Below are 7,260 nucleotides of genomic sequence, written 5' to 3'. Positions count from 1 at the left end.
CGCCTGAACCACCATCAACACGGAGCTACTCAACCCACCACCCGTGAATGGACACGTCGAAAGCTACCGCAGCGGCCAGCCCGACGCCCATTGTCTTGATGACAGCGACGTGTGCTCCGACGAAGCCACCAAAGACACTGATCATGATGAAGGCCGCCGCGGCCACTACCCGTCCACTGTGCTGGAAGCCGTTGACGATGGCCTCCCCCGGTGGGTCGCCGGCGACGTGCGCTTCCCGCATTCGCGTGACCAGGAACACCTCGTAGTCCATGGCCAGACCGAACACGACACCGATCATGAGAATCGGCATCAGCGACATCACCGGCCCGGTCTGCTCGACGCCGAACAGGTCCGCGGCCCAGCCCCACTGGAAGACCGCGACGACGACGCCGAGGGCGGCGCCCACCGACAGCAGGAAGCCCAGTGCTGCCTTGATCGGTACCAGAATTGACCGGAAGACCACCATCAGGAGGAGCACGGCGAGGCCGACCACAATCGCCAGATAGGGGATCAGCGCATTGGACATGGCCTGGGAGATATCGATGTTCAGCGCCATGGTGCCCGTCACCAGAACCTGGGCGTTGGACTTCGTCTCGAGGTCGGAAACCCCATGGCGGATGGCGTGCACCACGTCACGCGTCTCGCCACTGCTCGGCCCGGTCTTCGGGATGACGGAGAGGATCGCTGTGTCCTTGGCCTGGTTGACCGCTGGATCACCGACCGACACCACGCCGTCCATCCGGGTGACCATGTCGGACACCTGGTCGATGACTCTCGGGGCCGCGGCATCCCGGGTGTCCACGACCACGGTCAGCGGGCCGTTGAAACCAGGACCAAACCCTTCTGAGAGCAGGTCGTAGGCCCGGCGCTCGGTGCTGGACGTCGGCTTGGACTCGTCTCCAGGCAAGCCGAGTTCCAGGCTCAACGCAGGCGCGGCCATGACACCCAGGCCCAACACCGCGACCACCAGCACGGCCACCGGCCGACGCAGCACGAACCTCACCCAACGGGCACCAAGCCCATGGCGACCGCCGTGACGGGCATGAGCCGTGCGGGCATCGCGGGGCAGTACCCGGTGACCGAGGAAGCCCAGCAACGCGGGGACCAGTGTCAGCGCCACACACACCGCCAGCGCCACGGCACCCGACGCGGCCAGTCCCATCTTGGTGAGTTCGGGAACCCCGACGACTGACAGCCCGACCAACGCGATAGTCACCGTCAGGCCGGCGAAGACGACCGCGGAACCGGCCGTCCCCGCCGCCCGCCCGGCCGCGTCCTGCGGATCTCTGCCTTCGGCGCGTTCGGCACGGTATCGAGAGACGATGAACAGCGCATAGTCGATGCCTACCGCCATGCCCAGCATGATCGCGAGGATCGTGGCGGTGGACGTCACGCCCAGCGGCACGGCAAGCGCGGTGATCAGGCAGAAGCTGATCGTGACACCCAAGATCGCTGTCAGGAGCGGCAACCCGGCCGCCACCAGGGAGCCGAAGGTGAGGACGAGTACCGCCACCGCCACCGCCAGCCCGATGAGCTCGGAGGCGCCGCCCAGGGACTCGTCCGACTCCAGCGCCGAGCCGCCGATCTCCGTCGTCAGCCCCACGTCGCGGATCCGGTTCGCCGCGTTCTCCAAGGCCGCCGTCGTAGCGTCGGTGAGGTCGGTCGCGTCCTCGGTATAGGTGATGGTCGCGTAAGCGATGGTGCCGCTGGAACTGACGGACCCGGCGGCGTATGGATCGGTGACCGAGGCCACCTGCCCGCCTCTCGACAGGTCACCCAGGGCACCCTCGACCGCTTGGCGGTATGACGGCGCGGTGACCAGCTGCCCGTCCGGTGCCTTGAACACTAGACGGGCGTCGGCCGACTGGGCGTTGCTCTCCGGGAAACGCTCCGCGAGCAGGTCAAACGCCTTCTGAGACTCCGTGCCCGGCAGCGCCAGCCCATCGTCGGCCGCCGACGGCGCCAAGGCGGCCCAGATGCCAGCGAGCACCAAGGTGGCCAACCACAGGGCGCTTACAAGGCGGCGCCGTCGGAAAGCCCATCGTCCAACCCGGTAAAGAAAAACGGCCATCCGTCGATCACTCCGGTAGTCGTCGGGAGGTGGAGCAGCGCGATGCGCGCACCCCAACGCTCTCGCCCGGCGGCCCCTCCCGGCGTCCTCTACCTGCACTATCTCTCGCCTAATACATTTGTACTGGCCTGGCTCTGCCCGCCCAAGGTGCAATGCCGTGAAGCCTAGTTGGATCTTGCTCATAGTGAGGGGGACGTGAGCTCCATGCCGGCACTTGGCATTTTTCGAAGAGATACTCCAGGAAAAACTCTCCGATGGTCACCTTCGGTGGGAATCGAATGATCCTAGATATTATGTACCTCACGACTGCGGCAGGTCACTGCGATCATGTCGTCGGTGAACCTGCGCATATTTCGCACATGGCGAACGGTTTCAGGAGGCTGGGGCGACAGGGAAGTCTCCACCGGAACCTGCGGTCCGTCGTTGAACGACTTCAGATGGGCGCGGTTTGATATTGCAACAGCGAACGAAATCTCGGCTACCAGGCCGCGCAGGGTCTGGGTCAGCACGCGGCGGCTGATCCCTTCGATGGCGCGGTCAAGCTCATTGAAACCGTAGGAATGCTCGGTCAGCACTCAGATGACCACTGGAATCCATTTGTCACCGACACGTCGCAGTACGCCGGTCACAGGGCATTCCTGGCGTTGCCGCTCGGTCACCACCAACGTGAGACGGAAGCGGGATCTTGAGAAAGCGGTCCCAGTAGGCTGGTAGCCCGCTGTCCGACCGCGGGATTCCGTCAAACAGGTAGGACCCCTCCTTCGGCCGGATCTCCGATTGGAGGAGGAACTCACCGTCGCGGAGCGGTGCGGGAGCAAGCCGAAGTCGATAGCCGATGCCAGTACCGCGGCCGAGAAAGCCCATGCCTTGGCAGGTAGGGCGGCGGGGGACCTCCGGGAATCCTCAGTAGGGCCTGGCCGCGGGCAAAACCTCGGCTCCTGCCTGAACGCCTCTTACCGGCATCCACTTGCTTGCCTGATGAGTTCCTCGGCCTGGTTGCCGACCGTCGATGTTTGGAGGAGGCGAAGGAAGGCACGGCGGTAGGTGTCGACCTGGGTGGGGTCGTCGATGGTGATGGGGTGGGTGAGGAGTTCGAGGTGGACGAAGGGGTCGGTGTCGGGGAGGTCTTCGAACAGGACGAAGCCGCCCGACAGGCGTCGTCGAGAAGCTGCTCTTCGAGGGCGATGGGCGGTGGGGTCTAGGCGAAGCCTCGCCGTGTCTTCGTCCGCCTGCTCTACCCATCCGCGGGAGGCGCGATCATGCGGCGAACCACGTTCGTGCGCCTGGTCTGGGCTCCAACGGTCAGGGCGGCTGAAGCAGCGCTTCGGAAGCAGGAGGCCGAGGCGCATGCGTCACAGCGGAAGGAGGACGCCGAGCGGGCTGCGGCGGCCGCCGATCGCCTGGCCGGGGGAGTCGACTTCCACGAGCTTCGCCACTACTACGCGAGCCTTCTGATCTTCGCGGGCGAGAGTGTCAAGGTGGTCCAGGCCCGGCTCGGCCACAAGAGCGCGGTCGAAACGTTGGATACGTACGGTCACCTCTGGCCCGACACGGAGGACGCCACCCGGGCCGCTGTCGACACCGTGCTGGGAAAGGCTCTCGAACCCGAAACGGCCCAGGAACGGCCCAGCGCGACCGTGTAGACGCTCCGCCGCAGGTCAGGAGGGGTAAAGCGGATGAGGTGGCCTGTAAGCCGGGTTCTGTAGGCGGGGAGCCTTGCGGCGCCCCGGTGGCGGCCATCTCTCTACGGCTGCCGTTGCCGGCAGCCTCCAGCGGCCTACCCGCAGGCTCGGGCGGGCCGCCCTCGAACGCCTGCGCGGCCCGTGGCCCTTGCGGGCCGCGGGCCTTCTGACCTTGCTCCGGGCGGGGTTTACCGAGCCGCCCAGGTCACCCTGGGCGCTGGTGCGCTCTTACCGCACCGTTTCACCCTTACCGGCGGCCGTGACCGGCGCCGGCGGTCTGTTCTCTGTGGCACTGTCCCGCGGGTCGCCCCGGGTGGGTGTTACCCACCGCCCTGCCCTGTGGAGCCCGGACTTTCCTCGGCGGCACCGGAGTGCTCCGGCGCCGACGCGGCCGCCCGGCCACCTCATCCGCAGACTTCAGCATAGGCCACCCGTCCGCCTAGACTCCCAGGGCACAGGGGATCGAAGCTGGACAGCGCCGACCAGGCCGTTCAGGCGATGCATGATCGATGGGACGACGATGGCCGGATCGGACCAGCCGGGCAAGAAGATCGACTTCACCCGTCCGCAGCGCCCGCAGCCGGCGCCCACCGGCCCCGCGGTTCCCGCCGCCGGCGCCGCGACCGGCCCGGTGCCGCCCGGCATCCCGGCCGGCGGCGCGTTGCCAGCCGGCGCGGTGCCACAGCCACAGCCGTATCCCGCTCCAGGCGCCGGCGGTCCGGCGCCCGCGGGCTTCCCGCCGCAGGGTGGCCCGGTCCCGGCCGGTCCTCCCGGTGCGTCGGGCGTTCCCGGTGGCGCGGGAGGTCCTGGAGGGCCTGGTGACGGTCGGCCGCCGCGCCGGCGGGGCGTGGCGTACACGACCTACGCGATCACCGTTCTGGTCGCGGTCATCGCGATCATGGTCGTGATCTTCGTGGTCAAGAACGACGCGCGGGTGAACATCTGGCTGTTCGGCGCGAACCAGCAGATGTCGGTCGCCGGGGCGCTCGCCGCCTCCGCTGGCGCCGGCCTCGTCATCGGCGTGCTTCTGGGCCTGCTTCCCCAGATCCGCCTGCGCCGCGAGCTCCGCCAACTCCGCCGCGCCGCCCGCGACCGTTAGACCTCGTCTCGAGATCTGATCATCGCGGTCGCGGTCGCGGTCGCGGTCGCGGTCGCGGTCGGGGTCACCGCCGTCACCGCCGTTGCGCCCAGGGCGATTCGTGGCAGCGTTCTGACAACGTCACGGCGGTCCGTGTCGCGAACAGCATGACAAAGCGGACAGGAAACGCGGAGTTCGCGACACGGAGCTGCCGTCCCCCGCACCCGATTCCCATCCATGGGAAGTCCGCCCCATCCTCGACCTTCTGGCTGCGTCGGCTTTTCACGAAATCGGCGCCGATATGGCCGGCGGGTCATCCCGGTGCGCGAGTTTCTCCGTCGGATGCGGTTGGCGTTCCCGCCCGTATGACGGTCGCAGGCTGTCCCCCGGGGAACGTCAGGCGATCTCCCTGGAATATCGCCGAGGTCACAGTCGGCGTACACACCGAGGTGGGTGGCACGTTCATGCCGGGGTCTTTCGTCGGGCTGTAGCGATCTCCCCGGTGCGGCCGTAGTGCGGACCGTTCGAGGACGGCGGCGGCTTCTTCGTCGGCTTTTGCGCGCGTGCCCGGGGAATGGCCGCCGGGGTGGCCTGGAGCGGTGGCCGGTTGGGGTAACCGATAGGTGTGTGTTTCGGGTGCCGAATGGCCGGGCAACTGCGGTTCCATCGGTACAGTCCGATTTGTGACTCCAACCGTCGACCGCCATCGGCGGACGACCGGAGACAGGTCACATGGCGGACGCACATCTTCACCACAGGTTACGGGTGCACGGTGTGAGGGTGCCGGCGGCGGGACCTTCGGCACCGGATCGGGCTGACGGTCGCGGGGCAGGACACCGACCGCACGACGGAGGGAGGGCGTGGTGCCGCCGAGGCCACTGCGTGCGGGAGACCCGGAGCGGGTCGCCCGGTTCGCGCTCTCCGCGCGCCTCGGCTCCGGCGGGATGGGCATCGTCTACCTCGGCGCCGACGACGCGACGGGCGAGTCGGTCGCGATCAAGGTGATCCGCTCGGACTTCGCCGCCGACCCCGAGTTCCGCACCCGCTTCCGCCGGGAGATCGCCGCCGCCCGCGCGGTCGGCGGTGCCTGCACCGCCCGGCTCGTCGACGCCGACCCCGAGGCCGAGGACCCGTGGATGGCCACGGAGCTGATCGCCGGCCACAGCCTCGCCGAGACGATCGCGACCCGCGGCGCGATGGACACCAACGTCGTCGTCGCCCTCGCCGCCGGCCTCGCGGAGGCGCTCACCGCCATCCACGGCGCCGGGATCGTCCACCGCGACCTCAAGCCCGGCAACGTCATCCTCAGCGGCGACGGACCCAAGGTGATCGACTTCGGGATCGCCGCCGCCGTCGACGCCACCGGCGCCACCCGTACCGGCGTGCTGCTCGGCAGCCCGGGCTACATGGCTCCCGAGCAGGTCACCGGGCAGGGCGAGGTCGGGCCGGCCGCGGACGTGTTCGCCTGGGGCCTCACCGTCCTGTTCGCCTCGACGGGCCGCCCGCCGTTCGGCACCGGCCGCGCCGACGCCCTGCTCTACCGGGTCGTGCACAGCGTGGCCGACACCGGCGACGTGCCCGGGCCGCTGCGCCCCACCGTCACCGCCGCGCTGGCCAAGCGACCCGAGGACCGGCCCAGCGCCGACCATCTGCTCCGCGAGCTGATCGGCCCGGCCGAGGACCTGGCGAGCGGCACCCGCCGGCTGCTGCGCGAGTCGTGGGTCGCCCCGCCGTTCGACCCGGCCGCCTTCGTCAACATCCCCACGTTCACCCCCACGCCCGGCTCCTCCCAGGCCGGCGACCGCCTGCGTGACATCGACTTCCATGACAGCCAGACGCTGGCGGGGCTGCCGCTGCCCCGGCCGTCGGTCAGCGTCGTCCCGTCCGCGCGGGGCGACGACCCCGCGCCACGGCCTCGGCCGGACGGCTGGCCGGGCCGGCGGGCCTCGCGCCGGCGGCGCTCCTGGGCGCCGAGCGGCTTCAACGCGCCGACCGGAACCTCCCCCGGGCAACCGGCCGAGCGGGTCCGGGCGACGCCCCCCGCGCGCCCGGCCGCGCCGGTGGCACCCCCGGCCCCGGTGGCCCCTGGCCTGTCGGCCTCGCCGGCCGGATGGCGCACGGGCACCGGCCGCCAGGCCACTCCACCGCCGGTCCCCGTGCGGCCCGCCGCCACCATGCGCACGCCGGCCTCGGCCATCCCCGCGCCGGCCTCCGCCGTGGCGCGCGAACACGCGCCGTCCTTGCTGGTGACGGCGGCTGACGCCGTGGGACGCACGTCGCTGCCGGTGTTGGCCGCGCAGGCGGGAGGCGGGGGCGGTCGGTTCGACGCCGAGGCGGCCGCCCTGCCGGCGCCGCGCGCTCCGCTGGCTCGGTCGGGCGCGCAGTCCGCGCTCCCCGCGCTCGCCGCTCCGGCCCCGCGCCAGGCCGCG

Annotated in this window: 6 protein-coding genes and 1 other RNA gene; 3 read left to right on the top strand and 4 right to left on the bottom strand. The window is 70.0% G+C overall.

Annotation, left to right across the window (positions count from 1 at the left end; all coding sequences use genetic code 11):
• Positions 1-25: 25 nt before the first annotated feature.
• The 3 genes from C1A33_RS16845 to C1A33_RS37970 form a co-directional block, all read right to left on the bottom strand.
• On the bottom strand, positions 26-2,071 hold the full coding sequence (locus tag C1A33_RS16845; protein ID WP_101832441.1) for an MMPL family transporter: 2,046 nt from the start codon (positions 2,069-2,071) through the stop codon (positions 26-28).
• 284 nt (positions 2,072-2,355) lie between these two features.
• Positions 2,356-2,646 carry a helix-turn-helix domain-containing protein gene (locus C1A33_RS35775; RefSeq protein ID WP_207770345.1) on the bottom strand — a complete coding sequence of 97 codons (291 nt, stop codon included), beginning with the start codon at positions 2,644-2,646 and terminating at the stop codon, positions 2,356-2,358.
• Between the two features lie 378 nt (positions 2,647-3,024).
• Positions 3,025-3,420: a Scr1 family TA system antitoxin-like transcriptional regulator gene (locus tag C1A33_RS37970; protein ID WP_423748091.1), complete on the bottom strand. Its 396-nt coding sequence runs from the start codon at positions 3,418-3,420 to the stop codon at positions 3,025-3,027.
• On the opposite strand from C1A33_RS37970, the gene C1A33_RS16830 reads away from it, so the two are divergent.
• Positions 3,331-3,714 (top strand): tyrosine-type recombinase/integrase, encoded by a 384-nt coding sequence (locus C1A33_RS16830; protein ID WP_101832439.1) that lies wholly within the window; start codon positions 3,331-3,333, stop codon positions 3,712-3,714. The two genes, C1A33_RS37970 and C1A33_RS16830, sit on opposite strands and share 90 nt — an antisense overlap.
• Before the next feature lie 30 nt (positions 3,715-3,744).
• Here C1A33_RS16830 and rnpB read toward each other — a convergent pair.
• Positions 3,745-4,160, bottom strand: an RNA gene (gene rnpB / locus C1A33_RS16825) — RNase P RNA component class A.
• Between the two features lie 113 nt (positions 4,161-4,273).
• Between rnpB and C1A33_RS16820 the strand changes: the two genes are divergently transcribed.
• Positions 4,274-4,852: a lipopolysaccharide assembly protein LapA domain-containing protein gene (locus C1A33_RS16820; RefSeq protein WP_133150698.1), complete on the top strand. Its 579-nt coding sequence runs from the start codon at positions 4,274-4,276 to the stop codon at positions 4,850-4,852.
• Positions 4,853-5,694: 842 nt separating this feature from the next.
• On the top strand, positions 5,695-7,260 hold a 1,566-nt coding region (locus C1A33_RS16815; protein WP_133150697.1), incomplete at its 3' end, for a serine/threonine-protein kinase.

The organism is Frankia canadensis (genome assembly GCF_900197875.1).
In the GTDB taxonomy this organism is placed as follows: domain Bacteria; phylum Actinomycetota; class Actinomycetes; order Frankiales; family Frankiaceae; genus Frankia; species Frankia canadensis.
This window is presented reverse-complemented; position numbering and strand designations above follow the sequence as displayed.